15 protein-coding genes are annotated in these 24537 nt (G+C 69.2%); 5 read left to right on the top strand and 10 right to left on the bottom strand.

The window, feature by feature from the left end:
• Positions 1–26: 26 nt before the first annotated feature.
• Both ACWDMM_RS10460 and ACWDMM_RS10455 read left to right on the top strand, forming a co-directional pair.
• Positions 27–1925 (top strand): glycosyl transferase, encoded by a 1899-nt coding sequence (locus ACWDMM_RS10460; RefSeq protein WP_323124454.1) that lies wholly within the window; start codon positions 27–29, stop codon positions 1923–1925.
• A gap of 11 nt (positions 1926–1936) precedes the next feature.
• On the top strand, positions 1937–5284 hold the full coding sequence (locus tag ACWDMM_RS10455; RefSeq protein WP_195079703.1) for an arabinosyltransferase domain-containing protein: 3348 nt from the start codon (positions 1937–1939) through the stop codon (positions 5282–5284).
• A gap of 73 nt (positions 5285–5357) precedes the next feature.
• Here the strand turns inward: ACWDMM_RS10455 and ACWDMM_RS10450 are convergent, their stop codons facing one another.
• Complete coding sequence (locus ACWDMM_RS10450; protein ID WP_195079702.1) at positions 5358–6290, bottom strand: NADP-dependent oxidoreductase; 933 nt, start codon at positions 6288–6290, stop codon at positions 5358–5360.
• 99 nt (positions 6291–6389) lie between these two features.
• Between ACWDMM_RS10450 and ACWDMM_RS10445 the strand changes: the two genes are divergently transcribed.
• Together ACWDMM_RS10445 and ACWDMM_RS10440 are read left to right on the top strand one after the other, a co-directional pair.
• Positions 6390–6791, top strand: a complete 402-nt coding sequence (locus tag ACWDMM_RS10445; RefSeq protein ID WP_195079701.1) for a winged helix-turn-helix transcriptional regulator — start codon at positions 6390–6392, stop codon at positions 6789–6791.
• Between the two features lie 85 nt (positions 6792–6876).
• Positions 6877–7035 (top strand): hypothetical protein, encoded by a 159-nt coding sequence (locus ACWDMM_RS10440; protein WP_168434190.1) that lies wholly within the window; start codon positions 6877–6879, stop codon positions 7033–7035.
• Positions 7036–7171: 136 nt separating this feature from the next.
• Here the strand turns inward: ACWDMM_RS10440 and ACWDMM_RS10435 are convergent, their stop codons facing one another.
• The 3 genes from ACWDMM_RS10435 to ACWDMM_RS10425 all read right to left on the bottom strand — a co-directional run bounded on the left by ACWDMM_RS10435 (position 7172) and on the right by ACWDMM_RS10425 (position 11299).
• The gene (locus ACWDMM_RS10435; RefSeq protein WP_357112933.1) at positions 7172–7588 is read right to left on the bottom strand and encodes a type II toxin-antitoxin system VapC family toxin; all 417 of its coding nucleotides are present in this window, start codon (positions 7586–7588) and stop codon (positions 7172–7174) included.
• The gene (locus tag ACWDMM_RS10430) at positions 7585–7800 is read right to left on the bottom strand and encodes a type II toxin-antitoxin system CcdA family antitoxin (protein WP_195079700.1); all 216 of its coding nucleotides are present in this window, start codon (positions 7798–7800) and stop codon (positions 7585–7587) included. The genes ACWDMM_RS10435 and ACWDMM_RS10430 overlap by 4 nt, the downstream gene beginning before the upstream one ends.
• 133 nt (positions 7801–7933) lie before the next feature.
• Positions 7934–11299 (bottom strand): arabinosyltransferase domain-containing protein, encoded by a 3366-nt coding sequence (locus tag ACWDMM_RS10425; protein ID WP_195079699.1) that lies wholly within the window; start codon positions 11297–11299, stop codon positions 7934–7936.
• A 186-nt stretch (positions 11300–11485) separates the two neighbouring features.
• Here ACWDMM_RS10425 and ACWDMM_RS10420 point away from each other — a divergent pair, with 186 nt between their 5' ends.
• Entirely contained in the window at positions 11486–11983 is a 498-nt protein-coding gene (locus ACWDMM_RS10420; RefSeq protein WP_195079698.1) for a peptidylprolyl isomerase, read from the top strand.
• Between the two features lie 67 nt (positions 11984–12050).
• Here the strand turns inward: ACWDMM_RS10420 and ACWDMM_RS10415 are convergent, their stop codons facing one another.
• The 6 genes from ACWDMM_RS10415 to ACWDMM_RS10390 form a co-directional block, all read right to left on the bottom strand.
• Complete coding sequence (locus ACWDMM_RS10415) at positions 12051–13595, bottom strand: acyl-CoA carboxylase subunit beta (protein ID WP_195079697.1); 1545 nt, start codon at positions 13593–13595, stop codon at positions 12051–12053.
• The gene (gene pks13, locus ACWDMM_RS10410) at positions 13592–18841 is read right to left on the bottom strand and encodes a polyketide synthase Pks13 (protein WP_449937013.1); all 5250 of its coding nucleotides are present in this window, start codon (positions 18839–18841) and stop codon (positions 13592–13594) included. Before pks13 ends, ACWDMM_RS10415 begins: the two co-directional genes overlap by 4 nt.
• A 110-nt stretch (positions 18842–18951) precedes the next feature.
• Positions 18952–20865, bottom strand: coding sequence for a long-chain-fatty-acid--AMP ligase FadD32 (fadD32, locus tag ACWDMM_RS10405; protein WP_195079695.1), 1914 nt, complete (start codon positions 20863–20865; stop codon positions 18952–18954).
• A 190-nt stretch (positions 20866–21055) separates the two neighbouring features.
• Positions 21056–22099, bottom strand: a complete 1044-nt coding sequence (locus ACWDMM_RS10400; protein WP_084486091.1) for an LLM class F420-dependent oxidoreductase — start codon at positions 22097–22099, stop codon at positions 21056–21058.
• 170 nt (positions 22100–22269) lie between these two features.
• Entirely contained in the window at positions 22270–23262 is a 993-nt protein-coding gene (locus ACWDMM_RS10395) for a cutinase family protein (RefSeq protein WP_397069718.1), read from the bottom strand.
• On the bottom strand, positions 23253–23747 hold the full coding sequence (locus tag ACWDMM_RS10390) for a DUF732 domain-containing protein (RefSeq protein ID WP_323124451.1): 495 nt from the start codon (positions 23745–23747) through the stop codon (positions 23253–23255). The genes ACWDMM_RS10395 and ACWDMM_RS10390 overlap by 10 nt, the downstream gene beginning before the upstream one ends.
• Positions 23748–24537: the final 790 nt, after the last annotated feature.

Below are 24537 nucleotides of genomic sequence, written 5' to 3'. Positions count from 1 at the left end.
GGGCGCTGTCGAGGAGTGATGCCCGGGTGACACAGGCACAGGACGCCGAGACCGGCCTACCGGCGGAATCGGCGACGGTCGCGGTCGCGGCGAAGCGGGCGACAGCGGCCGGAGTGCTCACCCGTCCGGCGCGTACCCGGCGGCCGACCGCGACGCGGGTCGCGGACTTCGCTGTCGGCGCCGGTTACCTGGCGCTGGCCGCGACCGTGCTCTCGGGCCAATGGCGTAATACCGCCAGCGGGTACCTGATCAAGAGCGGTCAGGACCAGACGATGTGGGAGTGGTTCTTCGCGGTCACCGCGCACTCGGTGGCCACTGCGCACAACCCGCTCGGCACCGATCTGCAGAATTTCCCGGCCGGTGTGAACATGATGGCCAACACGGCCATGTTCGGCGTCGGCGTGCCGCTGACGCCGGTCACCTTGCTCTTCGGGCCGACCGTCACGTTCGTGCTCGTGCTCACCCTCGGCCTGGCCGGGACGGCGTTCGCCTGGTATCGCTTGTTCGCCCGCGAACTGGTCCGGTCCAGGACCGCGGCGGTGATCGGCGGGCTGTTCTGCGGTTTCGCGCCCGCGATGATCTCGCACGCCAACGCGCATCCGAACTTCGTGGTGCTGTTGTTGCTTCCGATCATCGCGGGCAGGCTGATCCGGATGGCGCGGCGGGCGGCCACGGCGGAACCGGCACGGCCGCGCGGACGGGTTCGGGACGCCGTCGTGCTCGGTCTTCTGGTCGCGACGCAGATCGCTCTCGGCGAGGAACCGCTGTTGATCTTCGCCCTCGCGTTCGGCCTGTTCGCGATCGTCTACTACCTGCATACTCCGCGCACCGGGCTGCGCGTGACGCGCACGATCGCTCCCACCCTCGTGCTGGCCGCGGTGGTCACGCTGGCGCTGGCCGAGATTCCGCTGTGGTGGCAGTTCTTCGGCCCGCAGAGCTATCGCTCGATCGACCACGGCCCGATGGGCAACGATCTCGCGGCGCTGGTGCAGTTTCCGTCCGAATCGCTGGGCGGCGTGTTCGCTCCCGGCGCGAACGTGGCGATCAACCCGACCGAGCAGAACGCGTACTTCGGCTGGCCGCTGCTGCTTCTGGTCGTGTTCACGGTGGGACTGCTGTGGCGCGACCGCGTGGTGCGGGCCGCGGGCGTGGTGATCGCGGTGTTCGGTCTGCTCTCGCTGGGTGCCGTCGCGACCATCGGTAGACGGCCGACCGGCGTGCAGCTGCCGTGGCGCTGGGCCGAACATGTCCCGCTGTTGAACACGGTGCTGGAGAGCAGGCTGAGCATGGCCGCTGTCCCGGCCATCGCGGTGGTGCTCGCGCTGGGCACCGACCGCGCGGTGGGCACCTGGACGCGATCGGCGGCGGACTGGAAGCCGCTGGGCTGGTTCACCGCGGTGACCTGCGCGCTGCTGCCGCTGATTCCGACCATCCTGCCGGTGGTCGAGCGACCCCCCACACCGGATTTCTTCGCCGACGGCGCCGTCCGCCGCTACGTCGGCGACGGCTCGGTGGTCATGGTGCCCCCACCGCGTCCGCCCGACGCGCGAGCGCTGCGCTGGCAGGCCGACGCCGGTTTCACCTTCCCCTTGGCGGGTGGCTATTTCGTCGGCCCGACCGGCGCGACCAAGAAGGGGATCTACGGCCCGGAGGCCCGCCCGACCACCGCGCTGCTGGTCCAAGCCCAGGACACCGGGGTGGTACCGCCGATCGACGCGGGCGTGCGCGCCCGGGCGCTGGAGGATCTGCGGTTCTGGCAAGCCGACGCCCTGGTGCTGCCCGCGGCGAAGAACGGGGATGTTTTGCGGGAAACCGTGACCCAGCTGCTCGGATTCACGCCGACGCGGGTGGAGGACGTCTGGCTGTGGGACGTTCATACGCTGCGCTCGTCGGGGGCAGTCGGCGTCACACCGGGCGGTAGCTAGCATCAACCCCCGTGCGACCGGATCGATCTACTCGAGCGTTCACCCGTATCCGCTTGATCGCCCTGCTCTCCGGGCTTCTCGGATTCCTGCTGGCCTTGCTGACCCCGCTGCTGCCGGTGCGGCAGGACCGGGCGAGCCTGGACTGGCCCGAGTCCGGCGCCGCGAGCGTGGCGGCGCCGCTGGTGTCCTACGAGCCGCTGCGGCTGCACGCGACGCTGCCCTGCGCGCTGTCGGGAGAGCTGGGATCGGGCGGCACGCTGCTGTCCACCGTCCCGGTGGCCTCCGGCCAGGCGGCGAGCAAGGGCCTGGTGGTATCGGTCGCCGACGGCGTCCTCTCGGTGGTGCTGCGCGACATCCCGCTGCTGTCGGCCCCGCTGGCCGAGGTCGGTTCCTGCACCGCGATCGACATCGAATCGACCGCCGCCGCGACCACCGCCGAACTCACCGGCGTGACCCGGCAGGACGGCACACCGTTCCGGTCCACGGTCGGACGGGACATCCGGCCGCAGCTGGTTGGCGTGTTCACCGATCTGACGGCCGATCGGCTCGCCGGGGCGCAGGTGCACGCGGACATCGACTCGCGTTTCTCCTCCACGCCGACGCCGCTGAAGCTGGCCGCCATGATCGCCGCCGCCGTGTTCACGCTGATCGCACTCGTCGCACTGCATCTGCTGGACACCGCCGACGGACGCAAGCCGCGCCGTTTCCTGCCCGCGCACTGGTGGCGGGTCACCCCTGCGGACGGCGTCGTGCTCGGCACGCTCGCGCTGTGGCACGTCATCGGGGCGAACACCTCCGACGACGGCTACATCCTGAACATGGCGCGCGTCTCCGGGCACGCGGGCTACATGGCGAACTACTACCGCTGGTTCGCGGTGCCCGAGGCCCCCTTCGGCTGGTCCTACGAGGTGCTGGCCTGGATGTCGCGGATCTCCGACGCCAGCCTGTGGATGCGACTGCCCACGTTGCTGGCCGGCGTGGTCTGCTGGCTGGTGATCAGCCGGGAGGTGCTGCCGCGCCTCGGCGCGCGGGTGCGGCGCAACAAGGTGGCGCTGTGGACGGCGGGGCTGGTGTTCCTCGCGTTCTGGCTGCCCTACGACAACGGCCTGCGTCCGGAACCGCTGATCGCGGCGGGCGCGCTGCTCACCTGGTGCTCGATCGAACGCGCCATCGCGACCGGACGGCTGCTGCCCGCCGCGGCGGCCGTGCTGATCGCCGCGTTCTCACTGGCGGCCGGCCCCACCGGCCTGATCTGCATCGCGGCGTTGATCGCAGGCTCACGGCCGGTGCTGCTGATCATCATCAAGCGGGCGCGCGGCGCCGTCCCGGTCCGCACCGGGCCCGACGCCGACGCGGCCGCCGCCGGTTCCGCCGCAGCCGCGGCCGCCGTGAACGCCCCCGCGCGGGCGCGGGAGTCGTCCCGGGCGGGCGCGGTGTTCCGGTTCGCCGCGCTGATCGCCCCCGGCCTCGCCGCGGGCACGCTGGTGCTGGTGGTGATCTTCGCCGACCAGACCTTGGCGACGGTGCTGGAAGCGACCCGGGTGCGCACGATCGTGGGGCCGAACGTCGCCTGGTTCGACGAGCGCACCCGCTGGGACTCGCTGCTCATGCTCTCGCCGGACGGTTCGCTGGCGCGGCGGTTCGGCGTGCTGGTGATGCTGTTGTGCCTGCTCGTGTGCGTGCTGCAAGTGCTGCGCAAGGGCCGGATACCCGGCACCTCGCGCGGCCCCTCGGTGCGCATCCTCGGCATCGTGTTCGCGTCGCTGTTCCTGATGATGTTCACCCCCACCAAGTGGACCCACCACTTCGGCGTCTACGCCGGACTGGCCGGATCGCTGGCCGCCCTCGCCGCGGTCGCGGTGGGCACCACAGGGATTCGCTCGCCGCGCAACCGCGCGCTGTTCGCCGCGGCCGTGCTGTTCCTGCTCGCCGTGACCTTCACCGGTCCGAACGGGTGGTGGTACGTGTCCAGCTACGGTGTCCCGTGGTGGGACAAGGCTCCGTTGATCGCGGGCAAGGGGCTGTCCACGTTGTTCCTCGGCCTCAGTGGCCTCGCGCTGCTGGTCGCCATCTGGCAGCACTACCGCGAGCCGTACCGGCGCGAGACCGGCGGCGGCCCACGGCGATTCGACCGATGGGCCTCGGCGCCGCTGACCGTGGCCGCCGCGCTGCTGGTCATCTTCGAGGTCGCCTCGCTCGCCAAGGCCGCGGCCACACAGTACCCGGCCTACTCGATCACCAAGTCGAACGTGGAATCGGTCGGCGGGGATTCGTGCGCACTGGCGAACGAGGTGCTCGTCGAGACCGACACCGCCGATTCGCTGCTGCGACCCTTCACCGGATCGCCCGCGGACGGATTGTCGGCGCAGAACAAGGGATTCACCCCGAACGGGGTGGCGCGCGACCTCACCGCCGACGCCGAGGAAACGGTCACCGGCGGCGCGAACTCGGTGGAGAAGGACTCGGAGAACAAGACCACCAACACCACCGGCGCGGGCACCGGAGGCGGCACCACCGAGCAGGCGGGCCTCAACGGCAGCACCGTCGCGCTGCCGTTCGGCCTCGACCCGGCGAAGACCCCGGTGCTCGGCAGCTACCAGGAGGGCGAGCAGCAGCAGGCGAAGCTGACCACCCAGTGGTATCGCCTCGACCTGACCGACAGCATGCGCGCCGACCCCGCCTACCAGGTGCTGGCGATCACCGCGGCGGGCCGCATCCGCTCGGTGGACGCCGACGGTGTGCTCACCTACGGGCAGGAACTGCACCTGGAGTACGGCGTCCGCGGCGCGGACGGCGAGGTGCGCACGCTCGGCTCGATCGATCCGCTCGACATCGGCCCCGCGCCGTCCTGGCGCAACCTGCGGGTGCCGTTGGACCGGCTGCCCGCCGAAGTGAACGCCGTGCGGCTGGTGGCGATCGACAACGACATCACCCCCAAGCAGTGGCTGGCCGTCACCCCGCCCCGGCTGCCCAAGCTGGCCACGCTGAACTCCGTGGTCGGATCGCAGGCTCCGGTACTGCTGGACTGGCATGTCGGTCTGGCCTTCCCGTGCCAGCGGCCGTTCGACCACAAGGACGGCGTCGGTGAGATCCCGCAGTGGCGCATCCTGCCCGACCGGGTCGGCTCCGACGCCTCCAACGCCTGGCAGGACGACATCGGCGGCGGCCCACTCGGCTGGACCGGCCTACTGCTGAAGTCCCAAACCGTCCCCACCTACCTCGACCGCGACTGGACCCGCGACTGGGGCTCCCTCGAACGCTTCACCCCCTACGCCCCCAACGCCGCCCCCGCCCCCATCCACGTCACAACCCAAACCCGCACCGGCCTCTCCACCGACGACCCCATCCGCATCCGCTGACCGCGAGTGGCACATGGTGGAGAGCGCTTCTCGGGTGGATTCGCCACAGCCATGTGCCACTCGCGGCGGGGTGTCAGGGGGTGAGGACGAGGCGGCCGCGGAGGCCGCCGAGGGCGAGGCGTTTCTGGGCTTCGGAGGCGGCGGTGAGGGGGTGGGTTTCCGCGACGCGGAGGGTTAGGTTGCCTGCGTCGACTTGGGATACGAGGTGGTCGAGTCGGGGGCGGTCGGCGCGGACCAGGACCGTGTGCACGGTGGTGCCGCGCAAGGGGATCGGGGTGTTGGGGACGCTGACGGATGCGAATCGTCCGCCGCCGCGTACCGCGGCGAGTGTCGCGGGGCCGAGGGCGGCCGCGTCCAGGGCGGCGTCGACGCCGCCGGGGACGATGGCGCGCACGGCATCCGGCAGGGACGCTTGGCGCGGAACGAAATCGGTGGCGCCCATGGCGCGCACCGCGTCCTCGTCGGCGGGTGACGCCGACGCGATCACCCGGACCCCGCGCGCCGCCGCGAGTTCGACGGCGAAGCCGCCGACCGCGCCCGCGGCGCCGGTCACCAGCAGTGTGTCGGTGGACGCGAGATCCAGCGCGTCGAGGGCTTGGAGCGCGGTGAGACCGTTGAGCGGGATGGTGGCCGCTTGCACCGGCGACACGGAAAGCGGGGCGGGCGCGACATTTCCGGCCTCCAGCACCACGTAGTCGGCCTGCGCGCCGAGGGAGACGTCGAGCCGGTCGCTGATACCGATCACCGCCTGCCCCACCGCGAACTCCGTCACTCCCTCGCCGATCGCGTCGACCGTGCCCGCGACGTCCCAGCCGACGCCCCATTGGTCGCGTGGCGCGGCGAAAGGCGTGCCGCCCACGCCCGCCCGCACCATCAGATCCACGGGGTTCACCGTCGCCGCCGCGACCGCGATGCGAACCGAGCCCGGACCCGGTTGCGGCGTCGGCACTTCCACGATCTCCACCACGGCTTCCGGTCCCGGCCGGCGGACCACCACTGCACGCATGACGTTCCTTCCTCTCTGCTGCCGACCAACCTAAAGCTGGTTACTATCTGATGGGTAGTAGTTACCTGAGAGTGCGTTAGAGGCAGCGAGGTGCTCCCGATGGCGACGAAGACCGCGACGCAACGCCGTGAACTGGCCAAACAGCGGTACGACGCGTATATCGCCGAGTGCCCCACCCGCCAACTGCTGGACCGGATCAGCGACAAATGGGTGAGCCTGGTCCTGGCCGCGCTCGCCGACGGGCCGTTACGCTACGGCGAACTGAACCGGATCATCGCGGGTGTGAGCCCCAAGATGCTCACCCAGACGCTGCGCGGACTGGAACGCGACGGGCTGGTGGAGCGACGGATCACCGCGGAAGTTCCGGTCCGCGTCGACTACGAGCTCACCCCGCTGGGGCACAGCCTCCAGCCGGTCATGAGCGCGGTGAAAGCCTGGGCCGAGACCCGCATGGACGACGTCATCGCCGCGCGGGCGCGCTATGACAGCAGCTCCCAGTAAACCGGTTGTCCGGTCTGAAAATGTGCTCCCACCTGTGGCTACGCATCGCAGGACGAATCGGGCCGGTGGCCTTAATCTGATTGCCATGACAACGGCATTCGATGAAATGGATCTGCGCGATCTTGTCGGACTGCTCAGCGAAGAGGAACAACGGGAGCTGCGACCAGCGGTGCTGCGCGTGCTCGGCCGCCTCCCTTCGCAAGAGGTGCTCCGGCGCGAGCTCGGTCTTCGGCTGAAGGTCTGAGCGCCCGGCATCGCACCGGCGAATACTCGGCAGGGCCGCCGCGCAGGATCAACCTGCGCGGCGGCCCTGCGTCTGGACACCTAGCCCGCCGCCGGCTCGCTGAACGCCACATCGGCGGGTATCGGCACGTCACCCGCTATTCGCGACGCTCAGCCATACCGCGGATGTCCTCAGCGCGTGAGGCTGCTCGAGCCAAACGCCCGTCCGTGGTGATCAGCGGCAAGTCCAGCTGTTCGGCGAGTTCGACATACAGGGCATCAGTCAGCCTGATGGCCGCGCGGCGAGCCCAAGCGCCTTTGGTCAGATTCATCAATGGATGGCGAGTCAATGGCGCGCCTGCGAGACGGCTCAGCGCAGTCTCGACGTCGGTGTCGGTCAAATCGCCGGCCCGGTTCAGCCGTCCCAGCGCGGACAGCACTTCAGCGTCGAAGTGCGCCGGGACGTGCATGACGGTTGGCGTGATTCGCTCGATCACGGCGGCCGTGCGATCGTTGCACACGAGAATGTCCACCATCGCGCTGGCATCCAGCACGATCTGTTCGGAAGAGGTCACCTGCCGAACTCGTCCCGAGACGAATCCAAAGCGGCGAGGGTGGCCTCGTGGGAGACCGCCGGTCGATCAGCGAACTCGGCCAGCCAAGCCGAGGTGGCAGTCTTCTCCAGTTCGGCGAGAATCGCGGCCTGAGTAAGTGCGGACACGTTCAGTCCACGTTCACGCGCGCGTTCAGCTAGTTCGTCGGGCACGTAGACATTGAGCCGAGCCATGCCTTAACTATACACACTTATGTGTGTATAGTTCTGCCGACAAACCTGACGGCTGGTGATCCGTGATGAAAAGGGCCGTCGCACAGCGTTCCTGCGCGACGGCCCGATAGCCGGACTGGTTCCGAACGAATGGTCAGAACACCCGCATGCTGCCCGGGGACCACAAGCCCGAGCGGGTGGCGGTGCCGGTGTCCAGCTTCGCCGGGACGGCGTTGCGGTCGTACTGGTCGTAGCGCTCCAGTGAGCCCCAGTCGCGCGCCCAGTCGTTCTTCAGGTAGGTGGGCACGGTGGTCGACTTGGCCAGCATCTGCGTGAAGCCGAGCACGCCGCCGAACTCCTCGGCCTGCCAGGTGTTGGTCGAGCTGATGGCCAGCGGGCGGTCGGGCAGGATGCGGTAGCCGGGCACCTCGGCCACGCCGTTGCGGTGATCGAACGGACGCTGGCACGGGAATTGCAGGCCCACCGCCCAGTCCAGCAGGATCGGCTGCTGGGAGCCCAGCAGGCTGTTGAGCGTCTGCAGCTTCGGCATCCGCGGCGGCGTGAACGCCAGCCACTGGTCCCCGATCAGGATCGGGTCGTTGGCGACGATGCGCACCGCGTCGGCGTCGGGCGCGATCTCGTCCAGCGGCACCCGCAGGTTGCGCCAGGACGGGAACGGGCCGATATCGCGTGGCAGGTAGGTGCCGAGCTTCTGCACGCTGCCGTCCGGCTGCCGCTTGCCGTAGTCGACGGTCAGCGACTGGCCGTACTTCATCGCGCCGGTGTCGTCGAAGGACAGGATGCGGCCCGCGGCCGAGATCACCACCAGCGGCTTGTCCGCCGAACGCGCGGGCAGCTGGTACCAGCTCGACGTGACGTTCGCCGGCTGCTGCATGCCGTTCTGGTAGCTGCCGAGGATCGGCGTGGTCGCCGGGTCGAGACCGAACGGAAGGGCGACGGTGGAGCCGTTCACGCCGCGCGCGCCCTGACCGCCGCCGGTGCCCGCGCTCTGCCCCTCGGCGAAGGCGGCCCCGACCGACTGGGTCGAGGTGTTACCGGTGCCCGGCTTCACCTCCACGCTGTCGGCGGACAGATCGTTCGGCACGCCGTTGGGATCGAATCCGACCGGGTCGACGCCGGCGAGCGGGTCGGACGGATCGGTCGGCGGATGCGCCGGGTCGATGATCGGCTCCAGCTTGCCCGCGTTCGGGTCCGGCTCCACCAGCACGTCGTTGGCCAGGCCGCAGGTGCTGCCGCCGAGCGCGTCGATGTTCGAGCGGGCCAGCGAATACGCCGGGTACTGCGAGACCGCGCCCTTGACCAGCGAGAGCACCTCGAGCGCGACCATCAGCGCGGCGACCACGGTCAGCGGGATCGCGGCGAACCGGCGGATCCGCCTGCCGCGCGCCGTCTTGGCCGACGGCTGCGGCTTGGTGTAGTCCTCCCGCAGCGCGTACCACCCGACCAGCGCGAGCGCCAAGCCGAACAGCACGAGCATCAGGGTGTTGGACTGGTAGCCGTGCAGGGAGACCCGCTTGTCGAACCACGGCACGCCGAAGCTGGACACATACCAGTAACCGTTGATGCCGGAGAACGCCACCGCGAGCACGAACAGCAACCCGGCCAGGAATATGGCCCGGTTCTTCCGCGCCCGCAACGCGCTCGCCGACACCGCGACCGCGGTGACCGCGGCCAGCGAACCCGCGATGCCCGCGTACGCGCCGAAGTGGTGGGTCCACTTGGTCGGGTTGAACATCATGAAGAAGATCGTCCCGAAGACCACGCCCATCAGCCGCCAGGTCGGCCCGCTCGCGATGCCGGGCACCTGCCTGCGCCGCAGCAGCACCAGCATGGTGGTGAACAGGCACAGCAGCATCACCAGGAAGGCGAAGCGGCGCGACAGCGACCCGTCGACGGTCTCCACGAACAGGTAGTAGTAGCGCAGGTAGTCCTCGTACCAGGCCAGGTTCGGCCCGGTCACCTGGCGCACCCGGTTGGCTTCCTGGATGCCGGCGAAGGTCTGGTCGGTGTAGACGGCCGTCAGCACGAGCACGCCCGCCGCGGCGATCGGCGCGAGCAGCGGCAGCGTCGAGCCCCACCGCCCGGCGCCGAGCGCGGCGAACTGCCGGTGCTTGCGCACCACGATGCGCACCATCGGACGGATACCGGCCAGCAGCGCGGCCACACACATCAGGCCGGTCGGCGCCGCCGCCAGCGTGAACGCCGCCACCAGCACGGACACCGCGGCGGGCAGCAGCCGTCCGGTCGCGATGGCCCGCTCGATCGACACCCAGGTCAGCAGCGCGCCGAGCGCGACGATCGGCTCGGAGCGCAGGCCGTTGTCGAACGGCAGCCAGAACGCCAGGAACACCAGTCCGCCGGTCCACAGCGCCACCTTGCTGGTGCGCACCCCGCGGCCCAGCCGAGGCACCACCTCGCGGCTGATCACAAGCCAGCACAGGATCGCGCAGGCCAGCGCGGGCAACCGGACCCAGGGACTGGCGGTGGAGATCTCCGAGAAGATCTGGATCACGTAGTAGTACCAGCCGAACGGCGCCTCCGGCACGCCGTACCAGCGGAAGTAGTTGGCCATGTAGCCCGCGTGCGGCGCCACCCGCACCATGCTGAGGATGTAGCCGTCGTCGGAGGTGTTCGCGCCCGCGAAGTGCCACAGCAGCAGCGTGCCGACCACCGCGCCGTCCGCCCAGGTCGGCTTCAGCCAGTTCGCCGGCAGGAACCGGCGGTGCCCGCGCCCGTCACTGCTGTCGAGCCGGGCCAGCGCCGCCAGCGCGATCAGCGTGCACAGCACCGCCGCGATCATCGCGACCAGCTTGATCGCGGTCGGGCTGGAGGAGAAGCGGGTGTCCACCGTCATGGCGAACGACAACCCGTTGGGCGCCGCGCCCTTCAGGTCGGAGAACACGCCGACCACCTGGGGCCGCAGATCGCCGCTGAGCTGCCCCTCCACCGGCACGGTGACCAGCTCGGTCGCCCCGGGCGCCCCACCCTCGACCGGCCGCTCCACCTGCCTGGTGAGCCCGTTGAACCCGCTGTAGGTGCGTTCGCTGTCGGAGGTGATGCTCAGCGACGTGCACTCGCCCATACGGCTGCGGTCGGCCGACACCACCACCGCGTTGCGGTCGACCACGTCCACCGAGGTGTCCGAGACCCGCACGAACAGCGCCTCCAGCGCGGCCCGGTCACCCTGCGGCGGCGCGGTGGCCAGCAGCATGCCGCCGCGCTCGGGTAGCTGGGCGATCGTCTCGCACGGGATCGTCGCCTTCAGGTCGATCGGGACCTGCGACATCAGCGGCGCCTGCACGTTGCCGAGCGTCCCGCCCTGCGGCCAGTTCAGCACCGCGGTGGTCTGCGTGACCGGCAAGAACGGCGTCGCGAGCGCGAACAAGGCCCCGAGCACTCCGGCCACCAGCGCGATGAGCCGGGCGGTGCGGAAATCGTTCGGGGTCACCGCGGGGGCGGCGGGAGGTTTCGTCAGAACAGCGGTTGCGGCGTCGGGCACGATTGGCAATGCTAGCCGCCCGTCTGTCCGCACGGGCGTCGCGCCGCCGGGAGGAATGGCGCGTTCTCAGTATGTTCGGAGCCGACTGCCAGAATGTTGTGCCGACCAGCGAGAAAATTCACGCCGGAGGGCCGAATCGACCCCGTACCGCTGACCCGCGCCGACCACAATGGAAAGGTGGGGCGTATGACCAAGGTGAATCTCTCGACGAACTACGGATCGATCGTGCTCGAACTGGACGATCAGAAAGCGCCGAACACGGTGCGCAATTTCGTGGACTACGTGAACGCCGGCCACTACAACGGCACCATCTTCCACCGCGTCATCCCCGGCTTCATGATCCAGGGCGGCGGGTTCGAGCCCGGGCTGCGCCAGAAGGGCACCAACGCCCCGATCCAGAACGAAGCGAACAACGGCCTGAAGAACAACAAGTACACCGTCGCGATGGCGCGCACCAACGACCCGCACTCGGCCACCGCGCAGTTCTTCATCAACGTCTCCGACAACGATTTCCTCAACCACTCCGCTCCCACCCCGTCGGGCTGGGGCTACGCCGTCTTCGGCGAGGTGACCGAGGGCACCGACGTGGTCGACAAGATCGCGGGCGTCGCCACGTCATCGGCGGGCATGCATCAGGACGTGCCGGTCGACGATGTCGTCATCGAGTCCGCCACCGTCAGCTGATCATTCGAGAGGCGAGACGCGAATCGGGCCGCACCCCAGGGGATGCGGCCCGATCGTGTTCCGGTCGCTACAGCGGCAGCAAGTGATGCTTGCGCGGGTTGCGGGCAAGAGCTTTGTCCCGCAACAGGTGTAGCGCACGACGGATCTCCAGCCTGGTCGCCGCGGGCTCGATGACCGCGTCGATGTATCCGCGCTCGGCGGCCACCCACGGCGTCGCGACGGTGGCGTTGTAGAAGTCGATCATCTGCTGGCGAATCGCCGCGCGCTGGTCCTCGGGCGCGGCGTCGATCTGCTTGGCTCCGATCAGGCTGACCGCGCTCTCGGCGCCCATGACCGCGATCCGCGCCGTCGGCCAGGCCAGATTCACGTCGGCGCCCAGCTGCTTGGACCCCATCACGGCGTAACCGCCGCCGTAGGACTTGCGGATCACCACGGTGACCTTCGGCACCGACGCCTCCACGTAGGAGAACAGGAACCGTCCGCCGCGCTTGATGACGCCGATCTTCTCCTGCTCCACACCGGGCAGGAACCCCGGCGTGTCCACGACGAAGACCAGCGGGATCTCGAACGCGTCGCACAGGCGCACGAAATGCGCGGCCTTGTCCGAGGCGCGGGCGTCCAGCGCGCCCGCGTACACCATCGGCTGGTTGGCCACCACGCCGACGCTGCGGCCGTCGACGCGGGCGAAGCCGGTGATGACGTTGCGTCCCGCCGAAGCGCCGACCTCGTGGAAGGCGCCGTCGTCGAAGATGCGCAGCAGGATCTCGTGCATGTCGTACCCGGCGTTGTCGGAGTCCGGGACGATCGAGTTCAGTTCCAGGTCGGTGTCGGTGATCTCCGGCTCCAAGCCGGGATTCACGATCGGCGCCAGTTCCTGGCAGCTGGTCGGCAGGTAGCTCAGATAGTCGCGCACCCACTCGAACGCGGCCGCCTCGTCCTTGGCCACGTGGTGGATGTTGCCGTATTCCGCCTGGCTGCGCGCGCCGCCGAGCTCTTCGAGGCTCACGTCCTCGCCGGTGACCTCCCGGATCACCTTCGGCCCTGTGACGAACATGTACGCCTCTTCGGTCGCCACCACCACGTCGGTGTTGATCGGGGCGTAGACGGCGCCACCGGCGCATTTGCCGAGGATCATCGAGATCTGCGGGACCAGGCCGGACAGCGGCTCCTGCCGCCGCCCCAGCTCGGCGTACCAGGCCAGCGAGGTCACCGCCTCCTGCACGCGCGCGCCGCCGGAGTCGTTGATGCCGACCACCGGGCAGCCCACCTTGGCGGCGTACTCCAGGATCCCGGCGACCTTGCGGCCGAACATCTCGCCGACCGAGCCGCCGTAGACGGTCTGGTCGTGCGAGAACACCGCCACGGGCCTGCCTTCGACCAGGCCGTGCCCGGTGACCACGCCGTCGCCGTAGAGCGCGGCGGAATCGCCCGGTTTGCGGACCAGCGCTCCGATTTCCACGAAGGTTCCCGGATCGAGCAGCATGTTGATCCGGTCGCGGGCGCTGGGGATGCCCTTCTTCGCCCGCTTGGCCACCCCCGCTTCACCCGCGGGCTCCTGCGCTAGTTCCAGGCGCTTGCGCAGGTCGGCGAGTTTTTCGGCAGTCGTGCTCACTTGGCCCCTTTCGCCTCGATCGCGGCGAGCTTCGCGGTCAGGTCGGCTCCGATCTTGCCGATCCGCGGTTCGTCGATGATCTGCAGGTGGTCGCCTGCGATGTGGACGACCTCCAGATTCGGGATGTATTCGTTCCAGCCGCCATTGGGCAGCCGGTCGGCGAAGCGCGGCTCCAGCTCGATCATCCCGTCGTGATAGCGATCGGCGAGGTACAGCACCACATTGCCGTCGTACTGGGACGGTTGGGTTTTGGCGAGCTCACGGCTCTCGATCCACGAGGTGCGCTGATGTTCGAGCACGCCCCCGGGGATCTTCGTGCCGCTGATCTTGATCAGGTCGCTGATCATCTTGAACTGCTCTTCGTCGGAGGCCGCGGCCAGCGTCTCCAGCTGTTCGCGGTCCAGTTCACCGTCGACGCCGTAGGTCTTCTTGGCGAAGGCCTGGTAGCGCTCGATCCGGCGCACCCGCTCCTCGGGGCTGTTGTCCTCGCCCTGCGTCGGAATGGCGAGGTCGATCAGTCCGACCACACGCACGTCCGCACCCTCGGCGCGGAGCAATTGCGCGGTCTGCATGGCCAGCACCGCACCCAGCGACCAGCCGTACAACACGAACGGACCATCGCACTGGATCTTGCGCAGCTCGGGCAGGTACTGGCGGGCTCGTTCCTCGATGGAGCCTTCGACCCGTTCCATGCCGTACATCGGCGTATCGGCGGGCAGCCGCTTCAGCAGAGGTTCGTATACGAGCGTGTTCCCGCCGGACGGATGGAACACGAACACCGGCACGGCATTCGAGCCCTCCGCGCGCGCTCGCAGCGGACGAACGAAACCGTCCACGTCCGCGCCGCTGTCCTGCAAGTTGCGGACGATGTCGGCCAACTGCTCGATGGTCTCGCAGTCGAGCACGTCGTCCACGGTGACCTCGGCCTTGACCCGCTCGGTGAGGCGCGCGGCCAGCTTCTCCGCGGTGTCCTCGTCGAGGATCGGCAGCGTGTTGAAGATGCCTCCGGCCGATTTGCCGGTGACCACCGCCCAGGTGGCGAAGGTCAGGCGCTCGGCGGCGTCGCGCGGCGGGACATCGTCCTCGTCGGCGGACGACGGCTTGGCGCCTGCGCCGAAGACCGCCGCGGCCTCGGCAACCGGTTGCGGGGTGGGAGTCGCGTCGCCTCCGGCGGCGTCCTCCGCGCTCGCGGGAACCGAATCGGACTCGGAAGCAGTGGTTTCCGACGACGTGGGCGCAGCGCCTGTCACCGCCGCGACCGGGTCGGCGCCGGTGGCCAGCGCAGCACGGGCCGTGGCGATGAAATCGGCGTCGACGGCCAGCTCGCCCGTACCGCCTGCGGCCTTGTCGGCGGCCTGCTGATCGGCCATCGCCTGCACCTCGTCGCGGTGCTCGATCGCGTACCGCAGCACCTTGCCGACCTCGTGCAGGCTCGCGTCCCGCACGGCCTGCACCTGCAGCTGCGGGATGTCGAACTCGTACTCGACGCGGTTCTTGATGCGCATCGCCATCAGCGAGTCCAAGCCGAGTTCCATCAGCGGGATCTCCATCGGAAGATCCTCGACCGCGTAACCCATGGACTCCGCGACGATCAGGGCGAGCCGTTCCTCGACGCTCTGCGTGCCGTTCGGATCCCACCGGTCGCCGAAGGTCTCGACCACCTCGAGGTCGGCGTCGCTCTGCGGCTGCGCGGCGACCGCCGCCTCGGCCACAACGGGTTCCGGCAGCGCGGCGCCGGAGGTCACCACGGCGTCGAACACCAAGCGGAAGGCGCCGCCCTCCTTGGCGTGCACCTGCACCGAGGCGCCACCGGGATGCGGGGTGAGCGTGGTGGTGAGCGTGCCTGCGGCCGGGATCGGCGCGTGCGGGATCGACGCGCCCAGCGACACGTCGCTGAGCACCTGTGCCGCCGCGGCACGCACGAGTCCGGCGAGATCGGTCACCGCGGACGCCTGCACTTCCCAGACGTGCCTGCCGTCCGGCAGCGCGACGTGCGCACCCGGAAGCCAGCCGTTGCCGCCCGAGGACAGCTGGACCTTCGGCCAGTACTCCTTGCGCACGAACGTGGTGCGCGGAACGTCGGCGTACTCGCCGGGACCGACCAGCGAGAACAGATCCACCTTGTGCCCGTGCACGTAGAGCTGGGCGAGCGCGGCGATCACACCCGCGGACTCGTCCTCCTTGCGCTTGAGCGTGGGGATGAGCTGCGCGTCGTGCACGCCCGCGGCGAAGGTGGTGCCGAGCACCTGCATCAGCGCGACGGAATTCGGCGCCAGCTCCAGGAATGTGGTGTGCCCTGCGTCCACCGCGAGCTTCACCGCGTTGGTGAAGTACACGCTGTGGCGCATGTTCTTGACCCAGTAGTCCTCGTCGTGGATCGGGTCGTGACCGGCGCGGAAGAACTCTTCCTTGTGCACCGTCGAGTACAGGCCGGTCTTCAGCTTGGTCGGCTCGATACCGGCCAGCTCCGCGGCCAGCTCGCCGAGCAGCGGATCCATCTGCGAGGTGTGGCCCGCGCCGCGGGTCTGCAGCACCCGGGCGAACTTGCCCGCCGCCTCCACCCGCGCGACGATCGCCGCGACCTGGTCCTGCGGACCGCCGATCACCGTGTTGGTCGGCGCCGCGTACACCGCGACCTCGACGTCCGGGTACTCCGGCAGCAGGTTCGCCACATCCTCGGCGCTGTACTCGACCAGCGCCATGTTGCGCACGTCGTCGTCGCTGATCATCTGCTCGCCCTCGCCCATGAGGCGGGAACGGGCGCAGATCACGCGCACCGCGTCCTCCAGCGAGAGCCCACCGGCGATGTACGCGCCCGCGACCTCGCCCATGGAATGGCCGACCACCGCTTCGGGTTCCGCGCCGTGCGCGCGCAGCAGCGCGGCCAGGCCGACCTGGATGGTGAAGATGCCGACCTGCGAGGTGCCGACGTTGTAGTCCTGGCTGTCGTCGAGGAACAGCTCGCGCACCGAGTACCCGGCCTCGTCCTGCACCAGCTCGTCGACCTCGTCGACGGCCTTGGCGAAGATCGAGTTCTCCAGGTACAGCTGCTTGCCCATCTTGCGGTGCTGCGCGCCGAAACCGGCCAGCACCCACATCGGACCCATGGCCGCGGGCGCGTCGGCGGTGAAGACGCCGGGCCCCGGCTTGCCCGCCGCGATGGCGCGCAGTCCGGCGATCGCCTCTTCGTGCGTCTTGGCCAGCACCACGCCGCGCGAACGCCAGTGGCTGCGCTTGGCCAGCGACCGCGCCACATCGGCGAGCGGCGTCTGCGCGCCCGCCTCGGACTCCAGCCAGTCGGCCAGTTCGGCGGCGGCGCGGCGGCGGCGCGACGGCAGATAGCCCGACACGGGCAGGATCTGCGGCAACGGGTCGGTGCGCTCGGCGGTCCACTCCGCGACGGCTTCCGCCACCTCGGCCACGACGTCACCGGCTTCGGATTCCGCCGCCGCGTCGGTGGTCTCCTCCACGGTGTCCTCGTCCAGCTGGGACTCCAGCTCGGAGAACGGGGCCTGGCTCTCGGCCGCCACGTACTCCTGGACGACGATGTGCGCGTTGGTGCCGCCGAATCCGAAGCCGGAGATGCCGATGGTCGCCTTGCCGCTGTAGCGGGGGAACTCGGTCGGCTCGTCGACGACCTTCAGGTTCGCCTGATCGAACGGTATGTACGGGCTCGGACCGGCGTAGTTGATATTCGGCGGGATGACGTTGTGCTGCAACGACATGATCACCTTGGCCAGGCTCGCCGCACCGGCGCCCGACTCCAGGTGGCCGAAATTGGTCTTGGCCGAACCGAGCAGCACCGGCTTGTCGGCCTCCCGCCCCCGGCCGACCACCCGGCCGAGCGCGTCCGCCTCGATCGGGTCGCCGAGCGCAGTGCCGGTGCCGTGCGCCTCGATGTAGTCGACGGTGGACGGCGGTAGGCCCGCGTCGCGGTAGGCGCGACGCAACACATCGGCCTGAGCGTCGGGATTCGGGGCGACGATGCCGTTGGAGCGGCCATCAGAGTTGACCGCCGAGCCCTTGACCACACCCAGGATGCGATCGCCGTCGCGCTCGGCGTCGGCGAGCCGCTTGAGCACCACCAGGCCCGCGCCCTCGGAGCGGACCATGCCGTCGGCATCCGAGGAGAACGCCTTGATCCGGCCATCCTTCGCGACCGCGCCGACGGAGTCGAAGCCGAGCGTGGCCATCGGCGCCAGCAGCATGTTCACGCCGCCTGCCAGCGCCAGATCGGCGTCACCGCTGCGCAGCGCGCGCACCGCCTGGTGCACGGCGACCAGCGTGGACGAGCACGCGGTATCGATCGCGACGGAGGGGCCGCGGAAATCGTAGAAGTAGGAGATGCGGTTCGGGATGATCGACGACGAGCTGCCGGTCAAACCGTACGCGGCGGCCGAAGCGGGCGCGGACGGGTCGTCCGTGCCGAGACCGAGCGCGGCGATCAGCATGAAGTCGCTGGTCGAGGTGCCGATGAAGACGCCGACCGACTCGCCTTTGAGCTGGCTGGCCGGAATCCTGGCGTGCTCTAACGCCTCCCAGGTCAGCTCCATCATCAGGCGCTGCTGCGGATCGACGCGCTCCACCTCGAGGGGCGACATCGCGAAGAACTCCGCGTCGAAGCCCTTGACGACGTCCTGGTCGAGATAACCACCGAGGGTGTTGCCCTTGGCGATCGCCTCGGCCGCCATCGGGTCGCCCGTGAACTCCTCCCACCTGCCCTCGGGCAGCTCCCGGATCGCGTCACCGCGGCCGATAAGGAAGTCCCACGTCGACTCGGGGGTGTCGCCCGCGCCGGGCAACCGCGTCGACAAACCGACGATCGCGATGTCGTGCGCCTCGCCGGGGCGGTAACCCGCGGTGTAGAACGAGTCGTCCTCGGTTTCCTCCGGCGCCTCCGGCTCGCCGTTGATGATCCGCTCGGCCAGCGCGGCGATGGTCGGATGCTGGTACACGATCGTCGCGTTCAGCAGCACGCCGGTCAGTTCCTCGATGTCCCCGCCGAGGGCGATGGCGTCCCGCGAGGCGAGCCCGAACTCCTCCATCGGCCGGTCCACGGTGATCTGCTCGATCGGTTGCCCGGTCGCTTCGGCGACCCAGCGCCGCAGCCATTCACGCAGCTCGGCGACCGACATGTCGGTCTGCGCGCCGCCGTTCGTTGCCTCGGCCGTGGCCGACGCGTCGGCGACTTGCTCCACGGCCGGGGTGTCGGTCGTCTGGGTGGGCGTGCCCTCGTTGTCAGCCATCAATTCCTCAAGCTACCTGTCTGCGTACCGGGCGTACCGTGAATTGACGCTCGGCGCGTGGGAAGCTCGGCGCCGAGCGTCGATGGTCGGTCCGAGGCCGCCCCTGGCAATTACTCTTCCGGTGCATCGGGGAAAGCCTGCTGGGTGTAACCACCCCGCAGCGTTCCCTCCAGATAGGCCGCCCGGCAGGCGCGACGGGCGATCTTGCCGCTGGATGTGCGCGGGATCGACCCCGCGGGCACCAACAGCACGTCACGAACGGTCACGCCGTGGCGCTGGGAGATCGCCGCGCGCACCGCGTCGGCGATCGGCAGCGGATCGGCCTTGCCCGCACCGGGACCGCGCTCACCCACGATGACCAGCTGCTCGGACGCGTCGTCGGCGTCGAACTGCAGACCGGAGTGGCTGCCCTGCTCGAACACCTCGGCCGGGAGCTGGTTGGCGGGCACCGAGAACGCCGCCACGAAGCCGGGACGCAGCGCGCTGCTGGCTTCCTGCGCGGAGAACTCCAGGTCCTGCGGGTAGTGGTTGCGTCCGTCCACGATCACCAGATCCTTCACGCGTCCGGTGATGTAGAGCTCGCCCTCGAAGTACACGCCGTAGTCGCCGGTGCGCATCCAGTTCGCGTCCGGCTCGGTGCCCTCGGCGTGGCTGCCCTCCGGCAGGCGCTCGGTGACCTTGTTGTGGAACGTCGCCGCGGTCTCGTCGGGACGACCCCAGTAGCCGATGCCCATGTTGTTGCCGTGCAGCCAGATCTCGCCGACGTGCCCGTCCGGCACCTCACGGCCGCCGCCGGACTCCACCGACTCCGGATCGATGATCGTCGCCCACTGCGAGAGCGCGACGTAACCGCAGGACACCTGCGCGATCGCGTCCTCGTGGCTCGGGTCGACCTTCACCATGCGCCCCGCGTTGAGTTCCTTGCGGTCGACGTAGGTGACCTTGGCCTCGTCCTCGGCCTTGGTGGCGGAGACGAACAGCGTGGCCTCGGCCATGCCGTAGCACGGCTTGATGGCGGTCTTGGGCAGGCCGTACGGAGCGAACGCCTCGTTGAACTTCTTCATCGACGAGGTCGTCACCGGCTCGCTGCCGTTGATCAGGCCGATGACGTTCGACAGGTCCAGCGACTCGCCGTTCTTCGGCAGTCCGCGCGCCGCGGCGTGCTCGAACGCGAAGTTCGGTGCGGCGGCGAAGGTTCCGGCGCCGTCGGAAACCGCGGCCAGCTCCTTGATCCACCGGTAGGGGCGGCGCACGAACGCGCTCGGCGACATGATGGTGATGTACTTGCCGCCCACCGCGGGCAGGATCACCGTCAGCAGGCCCATGTCGTGGAACAGCGGCAGCCAGGTGACGCCGCGCGAGTTCCAGTCCAGGTTGATCGCGTCGACCATCTGCAGCAGGTTCGTGCCCACCGCGCGGTGGGTGATCTCCACGCCCGCGGGCACCCGGGTGGAACCCGAGGTGTACTGCAGGTAGGCGATGTCGTCGATCGCGATGTCCGGGCGCACCCAACTCTCGCCGACGCTGTCGGGAATCGCGTCCACCGCGATGATGCGCGGACGCTGGGCGGCGGGCAGCGAGCGGAAGAACTGCCGGACCCCGGCCGCGGAGGAGCTCGCGGTCAGGATGGCCGAGGGCTCACAGTCGCCGAGCACCGCGTGCAGGCGATCGGTGTGGCCTGGCTCGTCCGGGTCGAACAGCGGCACCGAGATGGTGCCCGCGTAGATCGCGGCGAAGAAGGAGATCACGTAGTCCAAGCCCTGCGGTGCGAGGATCGCGACCCGGTCGCCCGGGTTGGTCACCTGCTGCAGTCGAGCGGCCACCGCGCGCAGCCGAATGCCGAACTCACGCCACGTCAACTCCTGCGCCTCGCCGTCGCGCTCGCGCGAGTAGTCGATGTAGCGATACGCCAGGGTGTTCGCGTCGTTCCGGGTGTGCTTCTCGACGTGATCAACCAGGGTGTGATCCTCGGGAATACGGATGTTCCCGGTTTCGTCCAGGTAGTCGTCGAAAGTCTCTTCCATTCCTTCTTCTCCTCCGAGGCACACGCAGCAAGACGGCGAGAACGCCGCTTTTACCTGTGAGGCCCCGACTCGCTTTCGCCCGCGGGTGCTCCAAGTGCAGAGCCAGCCTGCAGATTTTGTGCGGTCTGCGCGGTGACCGCTTATCGGCTAGATGTACTCAAACCAGAGTCATGTTACAGAGAAGACCGGCTCACTCGTCCCGCAGCAGGGGAATAACGGGGGCGAACGCGTCCATCTGGGTGGGGAATACACCGACATAGGACATCGAGGTGAGCTGCCGCACACGGCGGATCTGCTCGGCGATCTCCTCGAATGTGCCGATCGCCACGTAGGGCGAGTTCAGGATGTCCTCGACGGACAGCTGAACGTCGACCTCCAGGTTCGGGTGCAGTCCCCGGTCCAACGCCGACAGCGCCATCTCCGCGGTCTTCTCGCGATCGTCGGTGATCACGATGGCGGTGATGGCCCAGTTCAGCTCGATGTCGGCGAACCGGTCACCGGCGGCCTCCTTGATCAGATTCACCTTTTCCACGGCCTTCTCGATGGTGATGCCGGAGAGAAGGCCCTTGCCGTTCTTGGTGGTCACGGGAACGACGGAGATGATGTCGGCGTGCTTGGCGGCCAGCCGCAGCATCTTCGGACCGCCGCCGCCGGTGCAGATCGGCGGGCGCGGACCCTGGCGCGGCCGTGGGGTCCCCTTGACGCCGCGGACCTGGTAGTGCTTGCCCTCGAAGGTGCACTCCTGGCCGCGCAGCAGCACGTCCAGAATGGTCAGCGACTCGTCCAGCTTCTCCAGCCGGACACCGGGCGACTCGTAGGGGATGCCCGCGTTCTCGAACTCCTCCTTGATCCAGCCGGCGCCGACGCCGACCTCGAGCCTGCCCTTGGACAGCACATCGATCGTCGCCAGGTCCTTGGCCAGCACGACCGGGTGGCGGAAACCATTCGCCAGCACCGACGTGCCGAGCCGGATCTTCTCGGTGGCCTGGGTCAGCGCGCCGAGCGCGGCGATCGGCCCGATCTGCTCACCGAGGTGGTCGGGCACCACGAAGGTGTCGAAGCCGTATTCCTCGGCCTGCTGAGCGGTCTGCACGAACTTACGCGCACCGCCCTCCTGCTTGTTTCCTTCGCCGGCCGCCGCGAAGCGGAACGGACGCAACGGAGTGCCCAGCGCGGACAACGCAGCATCCGCGTCACGGCTCGCCGTGGTGGCCGGTGCGGCGGCTTCTGTCATGAACTCATGCTCCTGGCTGTAAGGAAAATACGGGCGCGACGCCCGCTTCCGGACTGCGCTGCGGTGGTGCCCGGCGTCGCGATCACCAGCGCACTTTACAGCGTGCTACCCAACTCGAGTTGCGCTTGTCACGCCAATCGGGTGCGGGGTATCTCACGGGCTGTGAATTTTCACGAATGGGCCGGATGCGGCGCTGCCTCGATGAGGCCCGCCGCCCAGTTCAGCGTCCACTGCGTCGCGGTGGTGCCGTCACCGTCGACGACGTAACTGTTGTAGAGGGTGTGCACCGGGTTGCCCGCGGCCCGGACCAGCGTGTTCACACTGCCCAGGATGTTGAACGGACTCAATGCCTCGCGGGGCGCGTCGCAGATCAGATCGCCGGGCGCGCACATGGTGTAGGTGCGGTCGGCCAGTGCGCCGAAGCCCCCTTGACGGGGGCCGGTCATCGTGATGCCGGGCACGTTCAACCCCTTCAGCGCGACTTCGGCACCGACGCCCGCCGGCGGGGTGCCGATCTGGATCGCCTGGCCGGGGCCGTCCTCGCCCGTGCGGCGTCCGTCGGCGATCAATGTCACGCCGAGCACCAGATCGGCGGGCACCGGACCGGCGCCCGCGCCGATCTGCGCGGCCACGTCACCCGCGATCACCGCGCCCTGGGAGAACCCCGCGAGCACATAGGTGGTCAGCGGGCACTCCTGATGACGCGCGGCCATGGCTTCGACCATCCGCTGGGTGCCCTCGGAGCGGCTGTTGTTGTAGGACTGCTGGCCGTCCGGCGGGATCGCGATCGGATTGGAGAACTGCGCGACGTACGGAACGGTGTAGACGTCCACCCGCTCGCTCGGGAACCGCTGGGCGATCGGGCCGGAGACGTTGAGCATCAGCGACACCGGGTTGGCGGTCGGGTTGTGCGGATCGTCGGCGCTGTTGGACTCCCAGGTTCCGGGCACCGAGATCATCTGCACGTCCGGGCAACTCGCGGGCTGCGAGGTCGGCCGTTCCGGCGGTTTCGGCCCCGGGCCGGGCGGGCGCAGACGCCCCGCCAGCAGATACCACAGCAGCAGGACCACCAGGACGATCAGCAGGACGGCGCCGATCACGAGCAGACATCCCGCCGGCTTGGACCGGCGGGAGGTCGAACGGACGCGCGAACTCACTGGCAGTACGTGGCGCGAGCGGTGGAGATGTAGATCTGCCCGGCCTTCTCCACCGGCATCTTCGCCGGGTCGAAGGAGGGATCGGAACCTGCCATGGCGTTGACGAAGGTCATCAGATCCTGGTCGGACGCGCCCGCGGCGGTGCCCTGGCAGACGTACGCGCCGATGCTCAGCGCGATGTCCGGGCTCGACGGGGTGACACCCTGCTTGGCCAGCTCGTCGAGGAACTTCTTGTCCTTGTCGGTGAGCTTCGAGGTGTCAGCGGGCGGGACGGCCTCGGTCGGCACCGGCTGCGGACGCTCGGGCGGCACCGACGTCGTCGGCTGCTCCGGCGCGGGAGCGGGCTGCCCGGTCTCGGCGGGTGTCGAAGCGACCGGCGAGCTGGTCGCCGCCGTCGTCGTGGTGCGGGTAGGCGATGGCGTGCTCGTGGCGGTCGAATCATTGTCGCCGCACGCGGCGAGCAGGCCGGTCGCGGCGATCGCCACAACCACGCCGACTACCTTTCCCGTGGTCCGATGCATGAATTCTTGTCCTCGATCTGTCACTGAGCGGGGTCGGGTCGCCCACCAGGCTAGCGGTGTTGAATTTGCCTCGCCTTCGCGCGGCGGTGTTCGCGGCCCCCTTGTGGCTCGCGCCCGAGCGACCGCCGCTGGCGACTTCGTCGCGGACGCGGCGGCCACTCGGACGCGAGCCGGGCCGCGAACGGCGCATGCTCGGTCTCGCTTCGCTCGAAAGACGTGGTTGCGGTGCGCTGGGCGCGTCAACGTTCCGGCTCGGACCTCGGGCGCGCGATGCCGCCCGCATCGCGAACGGCGCGCGTTCTCGCTTCGCTCGAAGTCGAGGGCTGGGCCCGACGTGTCGGTATCGGCGTCGTCGCACCACCTCGATGCGCGCCGGGCAGTGTTGGATTTCCGGCGCCTGACACCGTTTGTTCGTGGTCGATGCTCGTTCCCACTTCGCCCGGGAGATGGGGTTGAGGGGAGCTGGTCGCGTCGGTGTTCTTCTGGCTCGGGCCTCGTGCGCGTGAGGCCGCGGCGCAGCGATTGATCGGCCGCGAGTGGGCCGCAATCGGCGGCAGGCCAAGTCTCGCCACCACCGAAATCGGGGGCTCGGCCGACGTGCGGGTGTCCGCAGCGGCGCACGGTCTCGATGCGCGGGCGCAGACCATGAGGGAATCGTGGCGCGCTGAGGACCACACCGCCGAGGCCCGACTACAGCATCGACCGAGCCGAGATTCCGTCCCGCCTGCTCGGCTCCGGGAGTTGGGCCGAGGTCTTGGTA

Source organism: Nocardia sp. NPDC003726, from assembly GCF_053586955.1.
The sequence above is the reverse complement of the archived record's forward strand: the minus strand, read 5'-3'. Positions and strand labels throughout refer to the sequence as shown.

Excerpts from the sequence above, each read along its gene's own strand:
- pks13 (WP_449937013.1), bottom strand. The coding sequence starts at position 18,841 with ATGGCTGACAACGAGGGCACGCCCACCCAGACGACCGACACCCCGGCC.
- ACWDMM_RS10445 (WP_195079701.1), top strand. The coding sequence starts at position 6,390 with ATGGCGACGAAGACCGCGACGCAACGCCGTGAACTGGCCAAACAGCGG.
- fadD32 (WP_195079695.1), bottom strand. The coding sequence starts at position 20,865 with ATGGAAGAGACTTTCGACGACTACCTGGACGAAACCGGGAACATCCGT.
- ACWDMM_RS10420 (WP_195079698.1), top strand. The coding sequence starts at position 11,486 with ATGACCAAGGTGAATCTCTCGACGAACTACGGATCGATCGTGCTCGAA.
- ACWDMM_RS10450 (WP_195079702.1), bottom strand. The coding sequence starts at position 6,290 with ATGCGTGCAGTGGTGGTCCGCCGGCCGGGACCGGAAGCCGTGGTGGAG.
- ACWDMM_RS10430 (WP_195079700.1), bottom strand. The coding sequence starts at position 7,800 with ATGGCTCGGCTCAATGTCTACGTGCCCGACGAACTAGCTGAACGCGCG.
- ACWDMM_RS10400 (WP_084486091.1), bottom strand. The coding sequence starts at position 22,099 with ATGACAGAAGCCGCCGCACCGGCCACCACGGCGAGCCGTGACGCGGAT.
- ACWDMM_RS10440 (WP_168434190.1), top strand. The coding sequence starts at position 6,877 with ATGACAACGGCATTCGATGAAATGGATCTGCGCGATCTTGTCGGACTG.